The following is a 24,562-nucleotide window of genomic DNA, read 5'->3' on the forward strand; positions in this document are numbered from 1 at the left end:
ATGCTCCCCATATGGTAGACAGGTTAAATAAAAAAACCGGCTATCATGAGGGGAGCATTTTAATGTCAAAAATAAATCAATACAAAGCAGCAGAGAAACTAGCAATACTACAGGAACTTGAAACAGGTCAGGCTACCTGTGTAGAGATAGCTAAAAAATATGATATTAGTGTGACTACCTTGGTTAAATGGCGACATCGTTATGAATTGTACGGATATGAAGGGCTAGAAATAAAAACCCATTTTAATAAATATTCACCAGAACTTAAACTTCAAGCCGTTCAGGATTACCTTTCGGGCGAATACTCACAGTATCAAATTATAGATAAGTATAAAATAGCGAGTCGGACACAACTGGCAAGGTGGATTAACAAGTATAATAATCATAGCAGTTTTAAATCCTACCCATCGGAAGGAGCCAAGGCTATGACTAAAGGGCGCACTACCAGTTGGCAAGAACGGATTGAGATGGTCCTATACTGTCTTTCTCATAACCATGATTACCAAAACACCTCAGAGAAATATCAAGTTTCATACCAGCAGGTTTATCAATGGGTTAAGAAATATGAAGCAGGTGGAGAAGAGGCCTTAAAGGATAGACGGGGACGGAAAAAAGCACCGGAAGAATTAAGTGAGAGCGATCGGCAAAGGCTTGCTATGAAAAAACTAGAATACGAAAACGAGCGACTTAGAGCAGAAAATGCCCTGTTAAAAAAGTTACAGGAACTCGAAAGGAGGAGGTTTTAAGCCAAATCCGGCATCAGAAGATTTATGACGCGATTCAAGCGGTACAAGGAGAAGAGCATTTTAGTCTAGTCTTATTGTGTGAAATGGCGCAGATTTCACGTTCAGGCTATTACAAATGGTTAAAGCGAAAAGTAAGTCCTCGCGAACAAGAAAATCAGCAACTCATGCAAGCGATGCTCCTGCTCTACGAGAAGGTTGAAGGCATTTATGGGTACCGTCAATTAACCATCAATTTAAGACGGGAAACCCATCAGTCGATTAACCCGAAGAGGGTCTATCGCCTCATGAAGCTTGCTGGAATTCAATCCGTCATCCGTAGAAAGAAAAAGAAATACATTCGATCAACTCCTGGGCAGATCGCAGAAAATCTTTTAAACCGCCAGTTCACAGCAGAGGAATCGAATGAAAAGTGGTTGACGGATGTAACTGAATTCAAATACGGAAAGGGTCAAAAAGCATATCTCAGTGCGATTCTCGATTTACATGATAAATCCATCGTATCCTATGTTTTAGGCCATTCGAATAACAACCGTCTTGTTTTCGAGACCCTGGACTTGGCTCTTCAAACGGCACCCGGCAGCACACCCATAATTCACAGTGATCGGGGTTTTCAGTATACCTCCTGGGGCTTCAAGAAACGACTAGAAGCTTATGGCTTAACTCAGAGTATGTCTCGGGTTGGCAAGTGTATTGATAACGGACCGATGGAAGGCTTCTGGGGAACGCTTAAGTGTGAGAAGTATTATCTACATAAATATCAAACCTTTGAAGCTCTTAAGAAGGACATTGATGATTACATCTATTTTTATAATTATGAGAGGTTACAGGCCAAGTTAAACAGCCTTAGTCCGATGGAAGTTCGAACCAAGGCTGCCTAGTTTATTTTTATTTTTTGTCCTGTCTACTTGTCGGGGGGCAGTTCAAAAACCGGAATGGTTGGATTGCGCAGCCCTTTATTTCCCAAAAACAAAAAAGAATAGAACGCGGATTTTACGGATTTCCGCGGATTCTTGCGGATTTCTAATTTTTAATTAAAATATAAGAATCCGTATCAGTGTTCTATTTCTTTTATTAGCCCGGTTGTTCCGTTGTTTCACTCAAGGTTGGTATGGCGTTTCTCCATCTCTTTTTCTGTCTGACTCAGTTTCTCTTTAAGCAAAACCACCACCATTTCCAGCATCAGTAATTGCGCTTGCTCAAAAAGGGCACCCATGGGCTGGAGCGACTGCCGGCTTGCCGGGTCATCCTTCATGGTCTGAGCCGGGATTTTAATAATGACGTCCGCCTGCCGGGGCAGAGGAGAATCCGGGTGAGCGGTCATAAAGGCAATCCGGGCCCCGGCTTGCCGGGCAATGCCCTGCAGGGCTTCAACGGTTGAAAGATACCCGGTGCCGGAACTGGTTATAAATAAATCCCCGGCCCCAATCCCCGGCGTAGTCACATCTCCCACCATATGAACCCGGATGCCCAGGTGCATCAGCCGCATGGTAAAGGCCTGCAGCATTAACCTTTCCCGGCCTAAGCCATACAGAAACACACGGTTGGCCCGGACGATCTCATCCGTTAAGGCGGCTATTTCCGTTTCCTCAATCTCCCTAAAAACAGAACTTAGTTCGTCCAGCATCTGCTGCTTTAATTGACCGTAACGCATGGAGTTCCCTCCCTTTTATAATCAGATTCCCCGGCGGGTTAAGGCTTCCTGCCAATATTCCACACTCCGGGTAATTTCCTCCATGACTTTAGCGTCCTCCTCTTCAAAGGGATGCCCTACCTCCACCAGCAGGACCGCCTCTTGAGAACCGGATTTCTCCAGACAGTCCAGCACCCTATCGGCATGAATGATGCCCCGGGCGTTATATTCCGGCGTGAAGGGCCAGTGCCGGTCCAGCTTGCCGTCGGACTGCTGCAAATGGATGATGGGGGCGGCCTGCCCTAATTTCTCCAGCCACAGGTAGGGGTCCCGCTCCTCGGGAGGGGCCAGGGGGCTGGTTGCGTGTCCGGTATCCAGGCAAAGGGCCAAACGGGCTCCATCCTCTCCGGCCAGATGATTGATTCTTTCCAGACACTGTCGGGTCTCGGCAATGGTCACCGGCCCTTCCCTCCGCACCGGAGTGGGTTCCCAGTAAAATTCCTTAATGCCGTAGTGCCGGGCTGTTTTTAATAAATGAGCCATGGCTTCGCCGGCCCATTCTTCCAGATACCTGCGCCGGGCCTCCTGTGCAAAGGTGGGAACATCCAGACCGCCAAAGGGCCCCCCGGTAAAGGCCGCTCCCAAATCCCGGGTCATGGCAAAGGCCCTGCCAAACCAGTCCAAGCCATCCAGCCTTCCCTCCAACAAAGGATGGTACAGTAGATTGTGTGAATAAATGGCCAGGCCGGTAAAGGTGGAATGGAGGGTCACGTCATATTTTAAACAGGCCTTTTTGACCCTTTGACAATAGGTGCCAACCAAATCCGCATTGGCCCGGGGATCGAACTGGTCAAAGGAAAACTGGATAAGATCCAGGCCCAGTTGACTTTTGACCATCTTTACCCAGTCCTCCGGGTCCGGCCAGCGCTTTACCGTAAATCCGGTGGAGATACCCAGTGTAACCTTCATCTCTTGACCCTCTCCCATCTTTTCATTGGTCCCTTTGGATATAAAAACAGGCTGCCTCCGGCAACCCGATGTGAATATATATTACTTCATTTGGCCTTTAACCCCATTCGATTTTCCACTTCCAACCGAAGGGGCAGGGCTGAAATGGCTCCGTTTTTCGTGCAGGTTAAGGCTCCGGCGATGTTGGCAAAAAAACAAAACTCCTCCAGGATTGCCGGGGAAAGAGAGGTCACCTGACGGGGATGGCCCAGCCCCCAGTCCGCCAGCCGGGTTAACATGGCTGCCGTAAAGGCGTCCCCGGCCCCGGTGGTATCCACCGGGGTGATGGAAATTCCCCGGATAGTCCGGCCTGATTTCTTTGTTTTATAGTAACAACCCCGGGCCCCCAGGGTTACTAAGATTAAATCCGGACCCAGGTTCAGCAAGGCCGTGGCCCCTTCTTCCAGACTGACTCCGGGACCCACCAGAAAGTTCAGCTCTTCTTCGCTCACTTTAACCAAATGCGCCCACTGCAGGGCTTGCGTTATCTCCTTACGGGCCTGGTTTAGGGAAGGCCAAAGGGCCTCCCTCAGATTAACGTCCAGGGAAACCGTTTTACCCGCCTCCCGGGCCAGTTTTACCGCATGGTAAGTAGCGCTGCGGCTGGGCTCGGCAATGAGGGAAACGGTGCCAAAGTGCAGGATCCTGGTTTCCTGAATATAGCCGGAATGAATTTCTTCTTTAGCCAGCAAAATATCGGCGCAGGGTTCCCGGTAAAAAATGAACTCCCGTTCCCCGTTCTCTTTTAAAGTCACGAAAGCCAGACCGGTTTTGGCCTCCCCGGTAATAACCGCTGCCGCGGTATCCACCCGGTTCTCCGCCAGGGTCTGCAGCAGGAACCGCCCAAAGGGGTCCTGCCCGAATTTTCCCACAAAACCGGCGTTTCCTCCCAAGCGGGCAACGCCCACAGCCACATTGGCAGGTGCTCCTCCCGGCCGTTTTTCAAAGGCGGGTGTATCTGCAAGGCCCTTGCCCGGGAGAGTTGGAATAAAATCAATGATCGCTTCCCCAACGGTAATAATATCCGGCATGAAGCACCTCCTCAACTAAATGTCTTTTAAGCGCCAAAAAAGGGATTTTAAAGACGGGTAGGCCTCCCTGTAAAGGGGATACAGGCGGTCATAGCATTGTACGTTCTCCGCAATGGGCAGCACTCCCCGCAGTTCTTGGCTGCTGCAGGCAGCGGCGGCAGCCTCTTCCACCGAAGGCCAGCAGCCTGCCCCAACGGCTCCCAGGATGGCCGCCCCGTAGGCCGGTCCATCGGAGTTTTCCATCAGGTTCAGCGGCAGGCCCAAAACATCGGCTAAAATTTGACGCCACACCGGGCTGCGCCCGCCCCCTCCGGTAATGCGCAGGTCTTCCAGGGCCAAACCCAACTCCTTCATAATTTCCAGGGTATCCCTTAAGCTAAAAGCCACCCCTTCCAGGATGGAACGCACCAAGTGGCCCTTATGGTGCTTCAGGCTCAAGCCCAGAAACACACCCCGGGCCAGGGGATCCGCATGGGGTGTTCTCTCGCCGGATAGATAAGGCAGGAAGAGAAGCCCTTCGGAGCCCGCAGGGATTAAACCGGCCTGATCATTTAATAGTTCGTAAGGATCCTTGGCCAATTCTTGGGCAGCAGCCCGTTCTTCACCGGCCAAGGCATCCCTGTACCAGCGCAGGGATCCCCCGGCAGCCAAGGTTACGCCCATAAGGTGCCACTGACCGGGCACCGCATGGCAAAAGGTATGTAGTCTTCCTGCCGGATCCACCGCAGGGGTTCTGCTGGGAGTAAAGACTACCCCGGAAGTACCCAGGCTAACGGTGGCCATTCCCGGCCGGATGATGCCGCTGCCCACGGCTCCGGCAGCATTATCCCCGGCTCCGGCCACCACGGGTATCCCCTGGGGAAGCCCGGTATCCGCAGCTCCCCGGGCATGCACCCGGCCGGTCACCTGGGGACTTTCAAAGACCTCCGCCAGCCAGGCCGGAGGAATGTCCAATGCTGCCAGCATTTCACCGCTCCACTGGCGGTTGATCACGTCCAAAAGCAGCATGCCGCTGGCATCCGAGACATCGGTGGCAAAAACACCCGTTAGCCGCCAGCGGATATAGTCCTTGGGCAGTAAGACCTTGGCCACCCGCCGGTAGTTTTCCGGTTCATGATTACGCAGCCACAGAATCTTGGGCGCGGTAAATCCCGCCAGAGCCGGGTTGGCCACCAGTTCAATCAATCTTTTGTCTCCCACGGCAGCCGTGATTTCCCGGCATTCCTCGGCAGTGCGTTGGTCGCACCAGAGAATGGCCTCCCGGATAATGCCACCCTGACGGTCCAGAAACACCGAGCCGTGCATCTGCCCGGTCAACCCGATCCCCTTGATTTGCGCCGCGGCAACCCTGCCGTCCCTCAAAATGGCGGCAACGGCCTCACAAGTGGCATAGTACCAATCCTCAGGATTCTGCTCCGCCCAGCCGGGCTGAGGGATGTGCAGGGGATACTCCCGGGTGGCCTGGGTCACCCCTTTTCCCTGTTCATCCATGATCAGGGCTTTCACTCCGGTGGTACCGATGTCTATACCTAAAAATAAGCTCTGCATGGGCGCCTCCTACTTTTTCCAGGGTCGCACAAGAACTTTCAGATCCTTACTGCCTTTGGGCTGTGACAAGTAGGCGGGAAAGTCATCCAGGCTGATTTCCGCAGTGGTTAGGGGATCGCAAACAACCACACCGTTCTTTAACAAATGGATAGCCGGATAAAAGGTAAAGAGCAGAGCCATGGTGCCCAATATTTCCCAATCCTTATTGTAAATATCAAAGGGACTTACGGATACTTTGGCTTCCCTGGGGGCACAGCCAAACTGCATGATTTTGGCCCGGTTGCCGGCATATTGAAACATATTTTCAATAACCGCAGGCACGCCGGTGGCATCAATGACCACATCAAAACCCAGGGGGTATTCTTCCCTAAGTCCGGCAGTGCCGGCAAAGGTTTTATGGGCGCCCAATTGCCGGGCTATGGTCAATTTATCTTCAGCCCGGTCCACAACCACCACTTCCGAGGCCCCGCCTTTAAGAATGGACTGCATCAGCAGCAGGCCCATGGGCCCGGAACCAAAGAGCAGCACCTTGTCGCCAAACCGGATGTTCAAACGCCGCATGGCATAAACCACGCAGGAAAGAGGTTCCACAAAGGCCCCTTCCTGAAAACTCATGGTATCCGGCAGGCGGTACAGGTTCTTGGCCGGAACCACCACATATTCCGCAAAGGCCCCGTTCAGGGTAACGCCGATGGCGTTCCAGTTTTGACACATGTTCCCCTGATTGTTCAGGCAATAATAACATTCCCCGCAATAGACCGATGGGTCTACGGCCACCCGTTCCGCCAATTGCCAGTGCTCTACCCCCGGCCCCAATTCATGAATGGTACCGGAAAATTCGTGCCCGGCAATCAGGGGATAGGAAGAAAGGAAGTCCCCTTCCAAAATGTGATAGTCGGTGCCGCAAACGCCGCAGGCCTCCACCTTTACCACCACCTGACCCGGTCCCGGGGTGGGGTAGGGGACTTCTTGAAGGACGATGTTATGGGGGCCTTGAATCACCGCCGCTTTCATTGTTTTCATGTGGGATTCCTCCTTACAGGTTGACCATGACTTTAATACTGCCCTGCTTATCGGTCCTGGCCAGATCCAGGGCTTCCTTGGCCTGTTCCAGGGCAAACCGGTGCGTGACCAGCTTTTCCACCGGGGCAATACCGCTGGCCAACAGTTCAACCGCCCGGGGATAGGTATTGGCATAGCGGAAAATACCAAAGATATCTAATTCGCCATCGGCAATATCAAATACATTAAAAGGAACTTCCGGCTGGGGCGGCAGTCCTACCAGGGCCACCTTACCTCCCCGGCGGGCCACCCGCACAGCCATTAAATTGGTGGCCGTACTGCCGGCTGTCTCCAGGGCCACATCCACACCAACGCCCCCGGTTTCCTTCATGATGGCCTCATAGACATCCTGTTCCCCGGCGTTAATCACCGTGGTGGCGCCCATTTCCCCGGCCATCTGCAGCCGGATGGGGGCCAGATCCACAGCAATGATTTTGGTGGCGCCAAAAGCCCTGGCAGCCACCACCGCCAGTTGCCCCACGGGGCCCAGGCCTAAAACCGCCACGGTATCCCCGGGTTTTACCCCGGCCCGCTTGCAGGCGTGCAGCCCCACGGAAAAGGGTTCAACCAGGGAAGCCGCTTCATAGCTCATATGATCGGGAATGGGATGCAGAAAATCCCCCCGCATGGCCAGATATTCGCAGAAGGCGCCATCCACCGGAGGAGTGGCCAGGAATACCACGTCCGGACACAAATTATAGCGGCCCTCTTTGCAGAATTTGCACTTGCCGCAGGTAACACCGGGCTCAATGGCTACCCGCTGCCCCACTTTAAGACCGGCAACATCCTCGCCTACCGCCATGATTTCGCCACCGGCCTCGTGCCCAAGAATCATCGGTTCTTCCACTACATAACGGCCTATTTTGCCGTGCTCATAATAGTGCACGTCGGAACCGCAAACCCCCACGGCTTTAATCTTTACCAGCGCCTCGTCGGGTTTAATCCGGGGCACCGGGACCTCTTCTACCCGAACATCTCCGGATCCGTAAAGAATACCGGCTTTCATTTTCTCCATGTTTTCACTCCTCCACTCACTTAAACTCTTTATCACAGACGGGGCGGCCTACCCCGAATTTTTCTATTTTACGGCCCCCATGGATAACCCGCGCACTAAATACTTGCGTACCGCCAATCCAGCCAGCAGCATGGGGGTAATGATAACGGTGCCGGTGGCCATGGCCTGCCCCCAGGCAATGCCCGTTTGGCTGATCAGCAGCGAGGCGGCAACCGGGATGGTTTGATTTTCATGGCTGGTGAAGACCGAGGCAAAGGCAAAATCATTCCAGGCAAACATCAGGCAGAGAATGCCGGTGGCCACTAAACCCGGCGTTACCTGGGGCAGGGCAATACGGTAAAAGGCCTGGAATTTGGTGGCTCCGTCCACCATGGCCGCATGTTCCATATCCGGCGGCAGTTCTGCAAAGAAAGTCAGCATCATCCAGAGAGCAAAGGGTAAATTAAAAGTTGTATAGGCAAAGACCAACCCAAAGGTCGTGCCAATCAAGTGAAACTTGGCAAAGATTAAATAGAGGGGTACAATGGCTGCGGCAATGGGTGTCATGCGGGTGCTGATCACCCAGAAGGCAATGTCTTTGCCTCTTTTGTAGTTCCCCCGGGCCAGAGCGTAGCCACCCAGCGTGCCTAAAAACAAAGCGATAAAGGTTGAAGACACCGCCGCAATGACGCTATTCTTCAGGAAGTTGCTAAAGTTCCCCTCGTTAAACATAAAGGCATAGGTGGCAAAGGTGGGCTTAAAGGAAAATTGGGGGGGCATGGAAAACATATTGGCTTCTGTTTTTAAAGAGGAAAGCACCATCCACACAATGGGCAGTAAAGCCCAAACCATGGCCATGGCCAAAGCGGTATAAATCAAAACAGTGGTGATGCCTTTGCGCATTGAGCGATTTCCTGCGGTCATGTTATTCCCTCCCGTACATTACTGTAATAAAGGCTTTACCCAGCAGGGTGGTGACCAGCAGCATGGAAAGGCCGATGGCTGCGGCAAAACCGATGTCCATAAAGCGAAAGGCCACGTCAAAAAGCCTTAAACCAATAATTTTGGTACTATCCGCAGGCCCTCCGGCGGTGGTGATAAAAATGGCGTCGATAAAACGCATGATATCCATGGAGCGAATCAACAGGGCCACCACAATAATCCGGGATGACAACGGCAGGATCACATAGCGGAGCTTTTGCCAGTAACTGGCCCCGTCCACTTCAGCCGCTTCCAAAGGTTCCGAAGGCAAGGACTGCAGACCGGACAGTACAATCAAGGTGATCAAAGGCGTCCATTCCCAAACATCAATCATAATGACCGCCGGCAGGGCTGTACCTACGGTCCCGAATATATCAATATGTACGCCCAGCAGTTGTAAGAACCAGGCATATAAACCATAACTGCTGTTTAGGAGAAACCAGCCCAGCAGGCCCGCTACAATGGGAGCCACAAAAATAGGCAGCATCCAGAGGGTTACAAAAATATTGCGGCCCCAGGGCGTGGCATAGAGCAGCAGGGCAATGCCCACGCCAAGAACCAGTTCCAGAGACAGCCCCGCCAGGGCATACACAAAGGTAACTTTCCAGGACTGTATAATGAGGGGGTCCTGCACCAGCCGAACCCAGTTGCGAAAACCCGCAAAGGTCGGATCATCCATGGCCAGTGCAAAATCCATCAAACTGGCATAAATCAAATAAAGAAACGGGAAAATACTCACTGTCGCCAGCACCAATAGGGCTGGAGTTAACATAACATTCTCAGTGGTTAAAAACCGCCTCAAGACTCCCCCGGCCTTGGGGGTGTCCTTCGGTTGCGGCTGTGGCTGCGGCATCGAAGCTTCTACGGTTTTCCCTGTACTCAAAGGTTAACAACTCCCTTCTGCCGGGTTTAGTAGGGGCCCCTCTTTGGCGGGGCCCCTGGCTCATGATTGATTTTAGTTGCCGGTTAAAGTGTCAACCTGCTTGCTGATGGACTCGGCAGTGGCTTTGGAATCCTGCTGTCCTGCCAGCATCTTGGAAAGTTCGGTAAATACGACGGTATCGATTTGAGGCCATTGGGGAACCTTGGGACGACCATAGGAGTTTTCAGCCTTCCAGGCTTCCAGGGTCGCGGTCATGGAAGTCAGGTTGGGCATTTTTTTCGCTTCTTCGGAAGTGGGATCTTCCATGGCCTTCTTAACCGAAGCGGTGTTATATACGGAGTTACGGGAAGGTGTGGCGCCGCCCACCGGAGACTCCAGAATCATCAACTGAGTCTGGGGAGAGGTGGCCCATACCAGGAATAACCAGGCTGCCTTTTGCTCTTTTTCCGGCGCATTGGCATTAATTCCTACACCGGTGCCGCCGTAGATATTGGCGGAGCGTTTGGGACCCTTGGGCAGGGTGGTCCAGGCTACGTTGCCGGCTACTTTGGATTTTTCAGGGTTTTCAAAGGAAGAGGCATATTCGTGCCATTCCGGAGCCATGGCCACTTCACCGGCGGCAAAGGCTTCCGCTAAACCGTTCCAGTCCCAGGATTTGGAGCTGGGGTGGGCAATTTTCAGCAGCTTGTTGTAAAATTCAAAGGCCTGCAGCGCCTCGGGAGTGGTTAAAGAGGTTTTGCCTGGGTTGGCGGCGCCCACGCCACCCAGTTCACGATTGGTAAAATAATCGGCACCATAAGCGCTCAGGATGTTGGAGAAATCGCACATCAGGGAATCATACTGCTTGGCCTGGTGACCGGTGCCATATTTAACGCCTAATTCGGCGGCATGTTGATTAATATATTCAGCCACTTGATAATACTGTTCCCAGGTCATGCCGGGGTTCGGAGTGGGGTCAAAACCCTTTTCAGCCTGAAACTTGTCTTTAATTTTGGCCATTACATCGGTACGGTAAGCCAGTACCATGGTGGGGCAGTCGTAGGGAAGGGCGTACAGCTTGTCTTTGGAACCCATGTACCCGTCAATTTCCAGTTGACTTTGAATAAAATCTTCCAGACCGCCGGGAATTTTAGGCAGGGCCGGATCATTGTTCAGGGTATTCAGGTCAACAAACTTGCTGGAGTATTTGGCCAGCACCTGATAAGGGTCGGCATAGATCACATGATATTTGGAACTGTTGGCTCCAAAATCCAGGCCAACCTTTTGTACCAGAGCGCCAAGATCCATTTGCTGAATGTTTACTTTAATGCCGGTGGCATCTTCAAATTCTTTAATATTGGCGGCAAGGGCGGAACTGGGCGGTGTATTTTCGGAAACCAAGTTGATTTCCACGCCGGCAAACTGTTTCCAGTCAAAACCTTCCGGAGCCTGAATAACCGGTAAATCCTCTACCTTTTTAAAGGGGCCGTCAACCAACTTGCCCTGGGCGCCGTTATTTTGGGCCGCCTCTTTCTCCTCTTTGCCGCCGCCGCATCCTGCTAAAACCAGGCTGAGAATGACCAGGCAGCCAATCATCGCAAATAATCTCTTTTTCAAAATCTTCCCTCCATTTAATCCCTTTTAATCCCTTCTTACACTAGCAAGCAAACGGCCGACAACCTCGCGGCTGCTTCGTTCTTTTCGGGGCATCACCACCCTTTTCCCCTGAAGTAAGATCATGGATTCCTCCGGTTAACCGGGGAAATTATGATAATATAGATAATTCCGACTCTTGATCAAAGAGGTAAAAACGATTGGGATTCAAGGCGATGTTCATTGTATCTCCCACCCTGTATTTGGGGCTTCCCACAAATCGGCCGATAATGTTCTGCCCGCCCAGGGAGACATAAATCAGCGTTTCCGCCCCCAGATTCTCCACCACTTCCACCTGGGCCTTAAGGCAGTTTTCTTCCGGCACCCAGGGGAGATGGTCTGAAATATCCTCGGGCCGGATACCAAACACCAGGGCTTTTTGTTTGTAGGCTGTCAGACGGGCGGCCATCTCCGGCGTCAAGACAAAGGAAAAACCTTCGGAATTAACCAGATAGGTTTCCCTTCCTTTTTCCTGCAGCACGCAGGGAATAAAATTCATGGAAGGGGAACCAATAAAGCCGGCCACAAAAATATTGCTGGGTTGATGATAAAGCTCCTGGGGCGTAGCCACCTGCTGAATGACACCATCCTTCATCACTACAATGCGATCGCCCATGGTCATGGCCTCTGTCTGATCGTGGGTAACATAAATGGTGGTGGTTTTCAGCCTTTGATGCAGCTTTGCCAGTTCCGCCCTCATCTGTACCCGCAGTTTGGCGTCCAGGTTGGATAAAGGCTCATCCATTAAAAAGACCTTAGGCTCCCGCACAATGGCGCGTCCAATGGCCACCCGCTGGCGCTGACCCCCGGAGAGCTGCTTGGGCTTGCGGTCTAAAAGATGCTCAATGCTTAGAATGGCTGCGGCTTCTTTCACCCGCTTATCAATTTCCTGGGGGGAGTACTTACGAAGTTTCAGGCCAAAGGCCATATTCTGATAAACATTCATATGGGGATACAACGCATAGTTTTGGAACACCATGGCGATATCCCGGTCCTTGGGCGGCATATCATTGACCCGGGTATCCCCGATAAATACATCCCCGCCGGTAATCTCCTCCAGACCGGCCACCATTCTCAGGGTGGTGGATTTACCACAGCCCGAAGGCCCTACCAGCACCACAAATTCCTGATGGTTGATCTCCAGGTTAAATTCCTTTACCACTTGCTGGTTGCCATAATTTTTTTTCAATTGATTAAATCTTACTGTTGCCACCACTGGCCCTCCTGTCTATTTAAGTTGCTGCTGAGAAATGCGATGGTTTCAGCAAGGGATTTCACCCCGGTTGCCGCTCCCACGGAAGTGACGGACATGGCTCCCACGGCGTTGGCCAACTGCCCGCAGCGTTCCAGTGGGAACCCCCGGAGCACTCCGGCTAAAAATCCGGCCACAAAGCAATCTCCGGCGCCGGTGGCGTCCACCGCATCCACCGCCATGGCGGCAATCCTGTATTCTGTGTCTCCGGAAAGAATATAACAGCCCTCGGAGCCAAGTTTTATGACCACGTTTTTTACTCCGTAATTTAAAAACACCCGGGCCATCTCCTGGGGGTTTTCCAGGCCCGTTAAAGCCTTCGCTTCGGCTAAACTGGGGATAAACAAATCCACATAAGGCAAACAAGGGGCCAGGGCCTTCATCCAGCGTCCTGAATCATCCCAGGCGGTATCCATTGCCGTCACCAGCCCTTTGGCCTTGGCCAGACGCAGGACCTCCGCACAGGGCTCCCCGTCAAAAGCGGGCATCAACAGGGAACCGGCAATATGCAGTATTTTGGTATTTTCCAGGGATTGCTCCGGAAAATCCTCTAATTGAAAGGCGCCGTTCCCCCCGGTACAGTGGATAAAACTGCGTTCCCCCAGAGCATCCACCAGAACCATGCTGGCGGAGGTGTCAGCCCTGTCTGTTTTAGCAATGTAGCGAGTATCCACGCCCATGTTGATCAGATTATGAATCAGTACCTGTCCCAGGCCATCGTTTCCCACCATGCCGCAGACCGATGCGGTAAAACCTAATTTGACTAAAGCCGTTGCGGTATTGGCAGCACAGCCTCCATTATGGAGCTGAATACTTTCCACCAGGGCTAACTCTCCCTTTTGCGGAAGAGAAGTGACGGGTTTAGCCACCATATCTGCAACGATAATTCCCAAACATAAAACATCGGACATGTTCTAAACCCTCCTCTTATGGACCGGGCTTCGCCAACAAAACCTCAATCCCCAGCTCTCTGATTTGCTTTACCGTATCCATGGGCGCGCCGGTGTCCGTAATGATCTTATGGACCGCCTGCAGGGGACTGAAGCTGCTGAAGGACACCCGGTGAAACTTGCTATGGTCTGCCAGCACGATGGTTTCTCTGGCAATACTGATCATGGCCCTTTTCACCTCGGACTCATACATGTTTTGATTGGTTAAGCCCTGGACCAGACAAAGACCGCTGGTACCAATAAAAGCTTTATCCACATAAAAACGACGCAAATTTTCCTCCGCCAGGGTGCCCACCAGGGAAAGGGTAATTTCCCTTAAATTGCCTCCGGTTAATACCAGAGTAACTCCCGGAATCTGTGCCATTTCATTGGCCACGGTTAACGAGTTGGTCAAGACCACCAAATCTTTTTTATTCCGTAAATACTTGACCATGGGCGTGGTGGTTGTCCCCGCGTCCAGCACAATGGAATCGCCGTCCTGTACCAGCGCCGCCGCTTCTCTGGCGATGGCCTCCTTTTCCTCAACATGTCTCTGAGTCCGGTTCTGGAAAGCAACATCCACATTGTTTAAAGGATTTAAAGCAGCGCCTCCGTGACTGCGGATAATCACGCCATGCTGCTCCAGCTTTTCCAAATCTCTCCGGATGGTCATTTCAGAGACATTAAACAATGCTTTTAGCTCCGAAACCCGAACACTGTTGTTTTGTTTAAGCAGTTGAATGATTTTCGTCTGTCGGTCAATGGATAACATTTTAATTCGCCTCCCTAAGCAGCTTAAACCGTGTTCGAAGTTAATATTTTAATATTCAGAAAAATTACCGATGCCTTTACCTATTGATCCTGTAGATTCCCTTGGCCGCCGCCAAAATTCTTAATTTTCTCCATCACAATCTTTTCAATGGCCCGTCCGGCGCTGATTTTAATCTCCGGATAAGGAAGCTGCGGTTTGGCCGCCAGGGCCTGGTGAACGGCTTGATTGGCGCCTTGGGAAAGTTCGGTGTAAACATTGATTTTACAGATGCCCCGGCGGATGGACTGTCGGATATCTTCATCGGGTATTCCGGAACCGCCATGTAAAACCAAAGGAATGTTGGTTTGTTCCTTGATTCTTTCTAACCTTGCAAAATCCAATTGAGGTTGTTTTTTATACACCCCGTGGGCGGAACCGATGGCCACCGCCAGCGCATCCACTCCGGTCTGCCGGACAAACAGGCCTGCTTCCAGGGGATCTGTAAATAAGCTGTCATCCTCGTCATTTTCCAATTGACCTTCAGCACCGCCCACATGCCCCAGCTCCGCCTCCACCGATACTCCGGCAGCATGGGCAAAACGCACAATTTCTGCGGTGCGGAGAATGTTCTCCTGCAAAGGCAGTTGGGAACCGTCAAACATCACGGAAGTAAAGCCGCTTTGCATGGCTCTCATAATGGCGCTTAAACTTTGCCCGTGATCCAGATGCAAAGCCACCGGCACCGGAGCATCCTGAGTGAGGGTTCTCATCAGGAAGGCTAATTTCTCTATATCAACGTAAGGAAAATGAATTTCCGCCACAGAAACAATCACCGGCGAACGGAGTTGAACCGCGCCCCGGAGGATCGCTTCCAATGAATTGACATCCACCATATTAAAGGATCCCACGGCATAGCCGTGATCCATGGCATGTTTTAACATATTATTTAAATTTACCAATGTCACCCGAATGTCACTTCTCTTTCAAATGAATTCCTTTTTAGTTGATTATAACAAAAGGGCTCTGTCAAGGAAACATATTTTTGTTTGTTTATGTTTTTTTGTGTTCGTTTTATGTTAAGTTTTTGATGTCCGGTTATATTACAAAACTCTTTAAAATACCTTAACTTTAAAGACTGGGACTGTACTCAAGCAAAGTTATAAGGTAACTTAGCTATAACCATTGAATCTCGGAGGTGATCCCATGCCTGTCAAGCAATTTCGCGATAGCGACGGCTGTTATTCCTATTTAATCTGGTGTGACCAGGAAAAGCTGGCCGCGGTGGTGGACCCCAATCACAACGGGGATCTTTATCTTTCAGCCCTCAAGGACATGGCTTTAAAGCTGATTTATGTGATTGATACCCATACCCACGTGGACCATGACAGCCTGTCCGGCTTTCTGGCCCAAAACACCGGCGCCCAAGTGGTGATGCACCCGGCCTATGGGGAACAAAGAAAGCTGGGAGCCACCTTTACCGGTAATGATGCCATTGTCAAACATTTAGCCTTTAATGGAGCCATTGCCGTTGATTTTTCCCCCCAGGACGGCGAAGTCATCTATGTGGGAACGGTTCCCATCCGGTTCCTTTATACCCCCGGCCACACCCTGGACAGTATCAGCCTGCTGGTGGAAAATAGAATTTTAACCGGTGATATTTTAATGATCGGCACCTGTGGACGTACGGATTTTCCCGGCGGCAGCAACGAAAATATGTATGAAAGCCTGTTTGACAAACTGCTTCCCTTGGGCGAAGAGTTCATTATTTACCCGGCCCATGATTACCAGAACAACATCAACAGCGTCATGGGCTACGAAAAAATCCATAACCCCTTTTTAAAAGTCCGCTCCCGGGAAGAATTTATTCAATTTGCCGCAGAATCTTTTGCCAAACTGCCCAGCATGTCCGGTTCCGGGGATAAAATTCAATGTTCCCTGGTGCCGCCGTCCCAGGCCCCGGAAACCCCTGCCGCTCCCTCTGCGGCTCCCGCCAACCCGTTAATGGGACAGATGTGCAGTGCCATGGAATATTATTTTAAAAACATTCCCCAGCACTGGAATTTAGTCGGCCATCAGGAAATGCTGGAGATTATTCAAAAGAACTCCCGGGAGATTTTACTTTTAGATGTGCGGCAGCCAAAGGAATTTGCGGAAGGGTACATTCCCGGAGCCATCAACCTGCCTATCCGCGATCTGCCCACCCGCATCAAAGAACTGCCCGCCAATTTGGAGATGCCCATTATCACCCTTTGCGAAAGTGGTTCCCGTTCCGCCTATGCCGCCATGTTTCTCCGGGGCTACGGCTACTCCCATGTGCGCAGTTTGGATCTGGGCATGCACCGCTGGAGGGAAATGAAGCTGCCGCTGGCAAAATAAAACCCTTGAGATTGCCAACATAGTAAAAAAGAGGAGCTGCGGCTCCTCTTTTTTAATGATGCTGTGTTTTTCTATGGGACAGCCGGGCCATAAGGGAAGCCAGGGTTCTTTTCTCGTCTTCATCCCCTTCTTCCCAAAGTTCCTTCATCAGTCGTTGCTCATCGTTGGCCGGGTCAAAATGATTGGCAAAAAAATCACCCATGCGGAAGGCAACACTGTTAATGGTTTCATCATCCAGACCAACCCGTTCACCTAGACCCACCACATTGCCGATAACAGACTTCCATTTGTGCCAGTTATGACCGATTTCCACAACCTCACCTCCTCAAATTATTTTCTCCCGCCGCAACAAAACCAATTCTTGAATTAACGGTAAATAAAAAAGAGAGAATGTCTCTCTTTAGCATGTACATTTCTTTATTTTTTACTATTCAAGGGACGGTCCTTGGAGTCATTTTTTCTTTTATAAAGATAATACATCAGCAATAAAGCCGCTAAAACGGTTGTTACGGAAGTTACCTGGGCAACCTTTAAATTCATCACGGTGCGCAGACTATCCCCCCGCCAAAATTCCAGGGTAAAACGCCCCAGAGAATAGAGTATAAAATAACTCAGGGTAATAAAACCGTCAAAGGGCCTGCGGCTAAATATTTTCAGCAGCAAGGTCAGGACCAGCACATCCCAGGCGGCTTCAAAAAGCACTGCCGGGAAAAGGGGTTGTGAACCAAAGGCATAGTAAGCATCGGTGCCAACGGGATAAACAATTCCCGGGTGCTGGTAGGGAATGCCGTAGCAGCACCCGTTGAGAAAGCAGCCCAGCCGGCCGATGGCCTGTCCCACCAAAAGCCCCGGAGCCAGGATATCGGCCATGGGCCAGAAGGGAATCCGGTGCTTCCTGCAGTACCAGATAACAGCCAGCACTCCCCCCAGCACCGATCCCTGAACCGAGAGGCCCCCGTTCCACAGGGCGGGAATTTGCCAGAGATGGTAGGAATAATAGTCCCAGTTAAAAATGACTTCCCAGACCCGGGCGCCAATGATGCCCCCAATCACGGCATAAAAGGCCAGATCAAGAACTTCTTCGAAAAAACGGCCCTGCTTTTTGGCTACATAGCTGCTGGTAAGCAAGCCGGCCAAAATTCCCAGGGAGAGCATCAAGCCAAAGGACCGTATGGGCCAATCGCCAATATAAAATAAGATCTGATGCAACTATTCCACTCCCAGTAGAATATTTGGGGTTCATTATTCCGGGGAACAAACAAACCCTGTAAAAAGACGATAACCTGTTATGGAACCGCCCGAGCCCCGGATGAGAAACCTTCATAAAATACTAAATCCCCCGAAGTCGGAGGATTTAGCCGGCTAATTATAAAAGGGCGTTCAGTTTCTTCTCGAGATCGGCTTTTCCGGTAAAACCAATCACCTGCTCAACTTTTTCACCTTTTTTAAAGAAAATTAAGGTAGGAATACTCATAACTCCAAACTGTTGAGCCAGATCTCTGTTTTCATCCACGTTTACCTTACCAATTTTAACCTTACCGGCATATTCCCCGGATAATTGCTCAATTACCGGTGCAATAGCGCGACAGGGTCCGCACCAAGCTGCCCAAAAGTCTACTAGTACAGGAACATCGGATTTGAGTACTTCGGCCTCAAAATTTGCGGCATTAAGTTCCATAGCCATGATAAATACCCTCCTTCAAGATGATCACTTCATTACTAAAATACACACCGGGAAAAATCTCCCGAAACTATAATACTATACTTTTATGTTCGCCAGCAATATATCTGACGGCAATTACTTTAGAAAACATTTAGCTAAGCTCTGCACGTTTAAACAACTGAATAAAATTTAAAACAAACTGCAGTTCCTTTTCATTTAGATTGCACACCAGACTTAACACAGACTGCACATTGGGATGGATCAGCAATTCTCTTAATTCGGGATTCATCAGGCTGACCATTTGATCCACAGCGCCGGGTTCCATAATAAAGTAGCAAGGTGAAACCCCCATCACCTCGGACAATTTTTCCAGTGTCTTTAGGGAGGGCTGCACTTTTCCCTGCTCAATCTGGCCGATGAGTCCGGCCGTTACCCCGGCTAAATTGGCCAATTGGGCTTGCGTTAAACCATACTCCTCCCGCAGGTGTTTCAACTTATACCCCAAGGATCCCTCATGGCCCATCAGAGCTGTGGCCGGTATTCCCAACCCCTCAGCCACCCTTTTTAATGTATTCAGGGCGGGATAAACGGTGCCTCTTTCAATTTCACTGAGGTAGGAGAGAGAAATACCAATTTTGTCGGCCAATTCCTGTAGAGATAGGTTATTCTCATTGCGGATAATTCTGATCTTTTCCCCCAGACCCAAACCGGTATCCGTAATTTCCCCTTCCACCAGTTGGGTTTTTGCTACGTTAAGAGCTGCGGCAAGCTTATCGATTGTCTTTAATGAGGGTCTTTTGGAACCTCGCTCAATCTCACTTAAATAAGACAAGGAAAGCTTTGCCCGGCGTGCCAGGTCCTGCAGCGTATAGCCTCTTTCTTCCCTTAAGGCTCGAATTTGGTCCCCCCGCACTATCATACAACATCCTCCATAGCAAACAAAATATACTATTATTCTACGCTAATTTTACTATGCAGTCAACGCGAAGGGGGCAGCACTTTCTCCATAATTTCCCTGAAAACCGGAGCAGCCGATGAACCTCCGCTGATTCCCTCTTCCACCAGAACGCTTACCACATACCGGGGTTGATCCACCGGGGTAAAGCCGGAAAACCAGGCATTCACTTTGTCCGTTCCGGAGCCTACCTGAGCGGACCCGGTCTTCCCCGCGCTGCCATAACCCTTGATGTCGGCTTCTTTCCCAACCCCCTCGGAGGTTACCAGGCCAAGCAGCCGCTTTAACTCCCGGCTGGTCTCCTGGGAAATCACCTTGCGGCTTTTACCAAGGGGATAATAACGAAGGGGCTCCCCGTTTTCTTTTCTGATCTCCTTGACCAGCCGGGGCTCGATATAAACCCCGTCGTTGACAATCACATTGATCATGGCCGCCATCTGTACCGGGGTGGCCAAAACCGGTCCCTGCCCAATGCTGCTGTTCACCAGACTATACTTCTGGGCAATTAAGTTTAAGTTCTGCCGGTTATCCCTGGGTACCGGATATCCGATAATGTCTTGGGATTCCAACCCAAAGGCCCGGGCATACTGAATGATTTTTTCGCTTCCCAGCTTTAAGGCCAGGGACCCAAAAGCAGGATTGCAGGACTGGGCAAAAGCCTCTTCAAAGGTGATCAGACCGTGACCCTCCTTGTGCCAGCAATGAATCAGCGGGTCTTTATCCCCCAGACAGACAAAGGTATCCGAAGGCTTCACCAGCCCTTCTTCCAAGGCTGCGGCGGCAACCACCACTTTAAAAATGGATCCGGGTTGATATAATGCCGTGCAGTGATCCAGAAAGGTGTCCCTTTCTCCGGGAAGAGACCGGGCAATGTCGGCCGGGTTAAAATTGGGCCTGCTGGCCATGGCCAGCAAATCCCCGGTCCGGGCGTCCATAACCACAACCGCCCCCCGTTGAATCCGCTCATCCATCACCTGCTCAACAATTTGCTGTATTTCGGCATCCAGGGTGGTTACAATATCCCGCTTCCCGGTTTCCTGATGGCGCTTTACTTCAATTCCCAACCCGGCAATGAGGTTTTGATAGACATCCACATGAGCCCTGGCCTGATCGGCCGGTTCCACGGCCTTTAATTCTCTTTCATAAAAATACTCCAGGCCGCTCATGCCGATGGAATCGGTCAACTTATAGGGCTTACCTCCCAGTCCGGTTAAATGTTCCAGCTCACCCTGATCCGAAATGGGACCCAGATGGCCAATCACGTGGGCGGCCAGAGGAGAAGTCCCATAGCGGAAATTGACTCTTTCCACCAGCAGGCCGGTAATTTTTAATTGGCGGATCCGGCTAACCTGCTCTTGCGTCAGCGCATAGGGCAGATACCGGGGTGAGCCGGTAAAATACCCCTGAATCTCTCCGGGGTCCTGCTGCAAAATATCCGCCAGAGTCCTTAGGACAGCATCCTTGTGCAAAATAATCTGGGGAAACACCAAAATTCTATCTTCCTGGTGACTGCCCAGCAGAGCAATTTTTCCCTGCCGGTCCAAAATATTGCCCCTGGACGTATCCTCCAGGCTCACCTTTAACGTACGCTGATCCAGCGCCCTTTGCCCGTATTCCTTTCCGTGGATCAACTGAATAAAGGCCAGATGAAAAACCAACGCACCGAAAAGGATTAAAATAAAGAAAAAGGTATGAACCAATCTTTTTTGTTTAAGAATATGCAAGATTCCACGCATCCTTATTTGGGAAAAAATGTTATTCTATTATTCTCACCAAATAAGGAACTTCTTATGCTTTAAAGGATTCTTCTGAGCATGGACAGGACCGGGAGCCCCCGGTCTACCTCCAAATGAACCACCTGCTGGGGATGGGGAGCCGCCTCCATGGCCTCTCCGGTGGCCCCGTTGTAGATGGCGGAAACTTCAATGATAAAATTCTCCCCTTGGGGAGTCAGGACTTCCAGGCTTTCTCCGGCTTTGAAATGATTGCGCTGCTCCACCACTACCCGGCCGCCGGGTTCTTTTCCCAGAACCAGCCCCACAAAGGAAGTGCGGCGGGTGTAACTGCTCTGATCCGGTTCTACTGTGGCCGTTTCTCCCTGATCTCCCAGGAAAAATCCGGTGGTATATTCCCGGTGGCTGACCTTGGTAATCTCATCCAGCCACTGGGGCTCTACCTTATAAGCGGCAGGGTTTTGCTGGTAGCTGTCCAGAGCCTGCCGGTAGGTTTTAACCACGGTGGCCAGGTAGTGAATGCTTTTCATACGGCCTTCAATTTTAAAACTGCTGACTCCCGCATCCACCAGCTCCGGTATATAGGGTAAAAGGCAAAGGTCTTTACTGCTCATGAAATAGGTGCCCCGGGCATCTTCTTCCACCGGAAAGTACTGACCCGGACGTTTCTCCTCCACCAAATGATAGCGCCAGCGGCAGGATTGGGCGCAATCCCCCTGGTTGGCATCCCGCCCGGTTAAAAAATTGCTTAACAAACACCGGCCCGAATAGGACATGCACATGGCCCCGTGAACAAAGGCCTCCAGTTCCACATCCACCCGGCCGGCAATTTCCTTGATTTCCTGCCGGGAGAGCTCCCGGGCCAGAACAATCCGCCGCAGCCCGGCCTTTTGCCAAAAGGCGGCGCTGGCCCAGTTGGTGGTATTGGCCTGGGTACTTAAATGCACCGGTAACCCGGGCTGCAGCCTGAGAATTTCGGCAATCACACCCGGATCGCTGGCAATCACCGCATCCGCCCCTGCCTGAACCAGGGACTCCAGATAACCGGGCAATCCTTCTAAATCCTGGTTATGGGCAAAAATATTGACGGCCACATAGACCTTCACTCCATGGCTGTGGGCAAATTCAATGCCTTCCAGCATTTCCTTTTCGCTAAAGTTTCCTGCTCCGGCCCTCAGACTAAACTGCCGTCCACCCAGGTAGACGGCATCGGCCCCGTACAGAACGGCAATTTTTAATTTCTCCAGGTCTCCGGCGGGAGCTAAAAGTTCCAATGGCTTCAAAATCAGTCACCTCGCGTGGGATATACGGCTTCTAGGCTATGTCCATCATTGCAGATATTTTCTTTTGTTTTCATTGTGTCCTTCCAGGGTGGTGGCAAAGGCATGGCTTCCGTCGGGCTTCGCCACATAATAAAGGTAATTGGTGCTGGCCGGTTGGACAGCCGCCAGCAAAGATTGCCTGCCGGGGGCGGCAATAGGCCCGGGAGGCAGTCCGTTGTATTTATAGGTATTATACGGGGAATCCACTTCCAGGTCCTTATAATATATTTTCTCCCGGTGGCCGCCCAGAGCATACTCCACCGTGGCGTCAATCTGGAGTCTCATCCCCAGACGCAACCGGTTATGAATCACACTGGAAATCAGGGAGCGATCCCCGTCTTTTTTGGCCTCCCTTTCAATCATGGAAGCAATGGTTAGTGCCTGGCGAGTGCTTAAATTCAGGGCTTTGGCCTGTTCCTCGAATTTTAGCTCCCGGAGCTGCTTGTCCATTCCCGCCAGCATCACATTAATGATATCCTTCTCGGTGCTGTCCAGGCTGACATTATAGGTTTCCGGAAACAAATATCCTTCCAAACGTTTGGAACCCTGGGGCAGATTTTTAAGAAAGGCATAATGAAACTGACCCTTGGCCAGCAACTCCAGAAACAGTTCTTCCCGGATGAAATTCTTGTCCGCCAGGGAATCGGTAATTTGTTTAAGGGTATAGCCCTCGGGTATGGTAAAGCTTTTAGAGGCTGTGGCGCCGCGCACCAACAGGCTGATAATTTCAGGAGTGGACATATTCCCGTTCATCAAATAATAGCCGGCTTTCAGTTGATTATCCAGCTCGTGATACCGTGTATAAAGCCGGAAGATCTGGGCGCTGCGAATCAGTTTTTGTTCCTCCAGCAGGCTGGCCACCTGAGCGGTGTTGCTGTTAGGCGCAATTTGCACCAGTACATCGGCATTTTTTCCCGAAGGATCCACCGGCTGCAACAACGAAAAGACATACCGGTTAACTCCCAATATGCCCGCCAACAACAAAAAAAGGACGATCACAATGCTTTTATTCATTTTCCAGCGTCTAACCACAAAAACCCAACCTTTAATCATTTAACCAATTATATCATTGATTCACCGGCGGGTACAAGAACCCTCCCGGGGGTTTGCAGGTAAAAAGGCACCCCTCTGAAAGAGATGCCCCCTACTTAGTTGATTTTATTGACGTCTCTTGGTTCGGGAAAAATCGGATCAAATATAATGGCGGGATTGGTTAATCCGCTGATCACCTCATCCAGTACCAGATTCATGTGCACCCCTTTGGTAGCCACCACCGGAATAATGGGCTTGGTCCGGTAAATGCGCTGCAATAGTTTCAGCGTGTTGGAAGTGACGTCCCTGGGTGTCTCGTCAATTTTCGTTACAACCATAATGTCCGATTCATCCAGCAGGTAATTGCCCGGTTCCATAATGATTTCGCTTTTTAATCCCGCCGGAATAATGGTCACCAGCACATCGGCCATTTTGCGGCATTCCTGGGCTTTGTAGCCGTCGTTGATCCCCACCGCCTCAATCAACACCACATCCGGCAGCACCGCGGTTCCCGGTATGTCCTTTTGCGAAAGATTGCCCAGTTCCAGTACCGAGCGGACTTTGTTCAGCTCATCCAGCGCCTTGCGGGCATTCTCAATGAGCTTGTTCTTTTCTTTAATTTGGTTTACGGCATTGCGGATCACCCTTTCAATGTCGGAAACGATATCCCTGCCGGGTTCCGGCACTGCGATGGTCAAATAGCTTGGATCAATGCCCTTGTGCAGATAGGGTTTTTCATCCTGTACCCCCGAACCAATGGCCAGGGGATGAAAATTCCTGTTTTTTAATCCTTTGTACAACTCTCCCAGAATGGTGGATTTTCCCCCATCATTCCTTCCACAAACAACGATTTTTTTCAACCGGGCCCCCTCCTTGACCACTAATATCCTTAGCTAAATAAATATGCCTGGGGACCGGGAAATCTTCCATTTCTTTTGAAATAAATTTTTGAGGACATAACCGGTGGATTGTCCACTGAAGAAGATAGTTAAGAGAGAACCAATGAGGTGAGGTTCTCTCTTATTTATATAATC

The 24,562-nt window shown here is 50.9% G+C and carries 24 protein-coding genes; 3 read left to right on the forward strand and 21 right to left on the reverse strand.

What is annotated here, in order from left to right:
- The first annotated feature begins 62 nt into the window (after positions 1 to 62).
- Together DESRU_RS21155 and DESRU_RS21160 are read left to right on the forward strand one after the other, a co-directional pair.
- Positions 63 to 746 (forward strand): helix-turn-helix domain-containing protein, encoded by a 684-nt coding sequence (locus tag DESRU_RS21155; protein WP_013840627.1) that lies wholly within the window; start codon positions 63 to 65, stop codon positions 744 to 746.
- A 32-nt stretch (positions 747 to 778) separates the two neighbouring features.
- The gene (locus DESRU_RS21160; RefSeq protein ID WP_238446417.1) at positions 779 to 1,624 is read left to right on the forward strand and encodes an IS3 family transposase; all 846 of its coding nucleotides are present in this window, start codon (positions 779 to 781) and stop codon (positions 1,622 to 1,624) included.
- A gap of 215 nt (positions 1,625 to 1,839) precedes the next feature.
- Here DESRU_RS21160 and hxlB read toward each other — a convergent pair whose 3' ends face one another.
- The 13 genes from hxlB to DESRU_RS15875 all read right to left on the reverse strand — a co-directional run bounded on the left by hxlB (position 1,840) and on the right by DESRU_RS15875 (position 15,412).
- On the reverse strand, positions 1,840 to 2,397 hold the full coding sequence (hxlB, locus tag DESRU_RS15815; RefSeq protein ID WP_013843089.1) for a 6-phospho-3-hexuloisomerase: 558 nt from the start codon (positions 2,395 to 2,397) through the stop codon (positions 1,840 to 1,842).
- Between the two features lie 21 nt (positions 2,398 to 2,418).
- Positions 2,419 to 3,345: a sugar phosphate isomerase/epimerase family protein gene (locus DESRU_RS15820; protein ID WP_013843090.1), complete on the reverse strand. Its 927-nt coding sequence runs from the start codon at positions 3,343 to 3,345 to the stop codon at positions 2,419 to 2,421.
- An 86-nt stretch (positions 3,346 to 3,431) separates the two neighbouring features.
- Complete coding sequence (locus DESRU_RS15825) at positions 3,432 to 4,415, reverse strand: PfkB family carbohydrate kinase (protein WP_013843091.1); 984 nt, start codon at positions 4,413 to 4,415, stop codon at positions 3,432 to 3,434.
- Positions 4,416 to 4,430: 15 nt separating this feature from the next.
- Positions 4,431 to 5,963 carry a xylulokinase gene (gene xylB, locus DESRU_RS15830; RefSeq protein WP_013843092.1) on the reverse strand — a complete coding sequence of 511 codons (1,533 nt, stop codon included), beginning with the start codon at positions 5,961 to 5,963 and terminating at the stop codon, positions 4,431 to 4,433.
- 9 nt (positions 5,964 to 5,972) lie between these two features.
- A complete protein-coding gene (locus DESRU_RS15835; RefSeq protein WP_013843093.1) occupies positions 5,973 to 6,986 on the reverse strand; it encodes a zinc-dependent alcohol dehydrogenase family protein in 1,014 nt (337 codons plus the stop codon).
- A gap of 13 nt (positions 6,987 to 6,999) precedes the next feature.
- Positions 7,000 to 8,040, reverse strand: coding sequence for an NAD(P)-dependent alcohol dehydrogenase (locus DESRU_RS15840; RefSeq protein ID WP_013843094.1), 1,041 nt, complete (start codon positions 8,038 to 8,040; stop codon positions 7,000 to 7,002).
- A 63-nt stretch (positions 8,041 to 8,103) separates the two neighbouring features.
- Positions 8,104 to 8,943, reverse strand: coding sequence for a carbohydrate ABC transporter permease (locus DESRU_RS15845; RefSeq protein ID WP_013843095.1), 840 nt, complete (start codon positions 8,941 to 8,943; stop codon positions 8,104 to 8,106).
- A 1-nt stretch (position 8,944) separates the two neighbouring features.
- Positions 8,945 to 9,883: a carbohydrate ABC transporter permease gene (locus DESRU_RS15850; protein ID WP_013843096.1), complete on the reverse strand. Its 939-nt coding sequence runs from the start codon at positions 9,881 to 9,883 to the stop codon at positions 8,945 to 8,947.
- A gap of 72 nt (positions 9,884 to 9,955) precedes the next feature.
- Positions 9,956 to 11,479 carry an extracellular solute-binding protein gene (locus tag DESRU_RS15855; protein ID WP_013843097.1) on the reverse strand — a complete coding sequence of 508 codons (1,524 nt, stop codon included), beginning with the start codon at positions 11,477 to 11,479 and terminating at the stop codon, positions 9,956 to 9,958.
- Positions 11,480 to 11,627: 148 nt separating this feature from the next.
- A complete protein-coding gene (locus tag DESRU_RS15860; protein ID WP_013843099.1) occupies positions 11,628 to 12,728 on the reverse strand; it encodes an ABC transporter ATP-binding protein in 1,101 nt (366 codons plus the stop codon).
- Positions 12,716 to 13,678, reverse strand: a complete 963-nt coding sequence (locus DESRU_RS15865) for a carbohydrate kinase family protein (protein ID WP_013843100.1) — start codon at positions 13,676 to 13,678, stop codon at positions 12,716 to 12,718. The genes DESRU_RS15860 and DESRU_RS15865 overlap by 13 nt, the downstream gene beginning before the upstream one ends.
- A gap of 16 nt (positions 13,679 to 13,694) precedes the next feature.
- Entirely contained in the window at positions 13,695 to 14,468 is a 774-nt protein-coding gene (locus tag DESRU_RS15870; RefSeq protein ID WP_013843101.1) for a DeoR/GlpR family DNA-binding transcription regulator, read from the reverse strand.
- An 80-nt stretch (positions 14,469 to 14,548) separates the two neighbouring features.
- Positions 14,549 to 15,412: a class II fructose-bisphosphate aldolase gene (locus DESRU_RS15875; RefSeq protein ID WP_013843102.1), complete on the reverse strand. Its 864-nt coding sequence runs from the start codon at positions 15,410 to 15,412 to the stop codon at positions 14,549 to 14,551.
- A gap of 238 nt (positions 15,413 to 15,650) precedes the next feature.
- Between DESRU_RS15875 and DESRU_RS15880 the strand changes: the two genes are divergently transcribed.
- On the forward strand, positions 15,651 to 16,823 hold the full coding sequence (locus DESRU_RS15880) for an MBL fold metallo-hydrolase (protein ID WP_013843103.1): 1,173 nt from the start codon (positions 15,651 to 15,653) through the stop codon (positions 16,821 to 16,823).
- Positions 16,824 to 16,875: 52 nt separating this feature from the next.
- Here DESRU_RS15880 and DESRU_RS15885 read toward each other — a convergent pair whose 3' ends face one another.
- The 8 genes from DESRU_RS15885 to DESRU_RS15920 all read right to left on the reverse strand — a co-directional run bounded on the left by DESRU_RS15885 (position 16,876) and on the right by DESRU_RS15920 (position 24,388).
- Entirely contained in the window at positions 16,876 to 17,136 is a 261-nt protein-coding gene (locus DESRU_RS15885) for a DUF3243 domain-containing protein (RefSeq protein ID WP_013843104.1), read from the reverse strand.
- Positions 17,137 to 17,240: 104 nt separating this feature from the next.
- A complete protein-coding gene (gene lgt, locus DESRU_RS15890; protein WP_013843105.1) occupies positions 17,241 to 18,032 on the reverse strand; it encodes a prolipoprotein diacylglyceryl transferase in 792 nt (263 codons plus the stop codon).
- A 157-nt stretch (positions 18,033 to 18,189) separates the two neighbouring features.
- Positions 18,190 to 18,507, reverse strand: a complete 318-nt coding sequence (trxA, locus tag DESRU_RS15895) for a thioredoxin (protein ID WP_013843106.1) — start codon at positions 18,505 to 18,507, stop codon at positions 18,190 to 18,192.
- A 130-nt stretch (positions 18,508 to 18,637) separates the two neighbouring features.
- Positions 18,638 to 19,405, reverse strand: coding sequence for a helix-turn-helix domain-containing protein (locus DESRU_RS15900; protein WP_013843107.1), 768 nt, complete (start codon positions 19,403 to 19,405; stop codon positions 18,638 to 18,640).
- Positions 19,406 to 19,464: 59 nt separating this feature from the next.
- Positions 19,465 to 21,165: a peptidoglycan D,D-transpeptidase FtsI family protein gene (locus tag DESRU_RS15905; RefSeq protein ID WP_013843108.1), complete on the reverse strand. Its 1,701-nt coding sequence runs from the start codon at positions 21,163 to 21,165 to the stop codon at positions 19,465 to 19,467.
- A gap of 71 nt (positions 21,166 to 21,236) precedes the next feature.
- Positions 21,237 to 22,457: a peptidase U32 family protein gene (locus DESRU_RS15910; protein WP_013843109.1), complete on the reverse strand. Its 1,221-nt coding sequence runs from the start codon at positions 22,455 to 22,457 to the stop codon at positions 21,237 to 21,239.
- 45 nt (positions 22,458 to 22,502) lie between these two features.
- On the reverse strand, positions 22,503 to 23,510 hold the full coding sequence (gene mltG, locus DESRU_RS15915; RefSeq protein ID WP_238446315.1) for an endolytic transglycosylase MltG: 1,008 nt from the start codon (positions 23,508 to 23,510) through the stop codon (positions 22,503 to 22,505).
- A 134-nt stretch (positions 23,511 to 23,644) separates the two neighbouring features.
- A complete protein-coding gene (locus DESRU_RS15920) occupies positions 23,645 to 24,388 on the reverse strand; it encodes a P-loop NTPase family protein (protein ID WP_013843111.1) in 744 nt (247 codons plus the stop codon).
- Between the last annotated feature and the right edge of the window lie 174 nt (positions 24,389 to 24,562).

This window comes from Desulforamulus ruminis DSM 2154, assembly GCF_000215085.1.
GTDB lineage: Bacteria > Bacillota > Desulfotomaculia > Desulfotomaculales > Desulfotomaculaceae > Desulfotomaculum > Desulfotomaculum ruminis.